Source organism: Bartonella sp. AP57NXGY (assembly GCF_042195805.1).
Taxonomy (GTDB): Bacteria; Pseudomonadota; Alphaproteobacteria; order Rhizobiales; family Rhizobiaceae; genus Bartonella.
The window spans coordinates 1-509 of the sequence record NZ_JBHIOZ010000716.1; the positions used below are offsets into that span (position 1 = coordinate 1).

Annotated in this window: 1 protein-coding gene; it reads right to left on the reverse strand. The window is 31.2% G+C overall.

Features of this window, described 5'->3' with window-relative positions:
• Positions 1 to 127 precede the first annotated feature (127 nt).
• Positions 128 to 478, reverse strand: a complete 351-nt coding sequence (locus ACFIL8_RS12770) for a hypothetical protein (RefSeq protein ID WP_375668412.1) — start codon at positions 476 to 478, stop codon at positions 128 to 130.
• Positions 479 to 509: the final 31 nt, after the last annotated feature.

Consider the following 509-nt stretch of genomic DNA (forward strand, 5'->3'; position numbering starts at 1 on the left):
AAATAAACAGGCAGGAACCTTAAATCTAAAACGCCAAAGTAAACTTATGGGAACAGACATTATCGTTGTTATTACGAGTGCTACGATAAACCATTGCAGGAATAAGTTCATTATATTAATTTCATTATTAAGACGATTTTGTTTTAGTTCTTCCTCTCAAAACACAATCGATAATAGAAAAGCCATGATAAACAGGAAATTTTCCACCTGGACAAGCGCTAACAGAAAATTGTTCAAGCTCTAACCATTTTCTTTCGCGTTCTTTTTCCAATAGCTTCTTTTTTATTTTCTGTCTTATATATTCTTTTGAAATACAATTGATCGGAGAAGTACTTCCAACAAAAAGACCATCTGTTGTACATCCACTCGTTGTATGATGCGTAAATAAAACAGCGCTTATTACGATAGCGAAGAAAATAAAGTGTTTAAACATAAGGTATTTATTGTCGTTTGTTTCTGATGAGCTTTTATAAGTCATTTCTGTTGAATAAATCAATATGTGTTATTTT

Excerpts from the sequence above, each read along its gene's own strand:
- ACFIL8_RS12770 (WP_375668412.1), bottom strand. The coding sequence starts at position 478 with ATGACTTATAAAAGCTCATCAGAAACAAACGACAATAAATACCTTATG.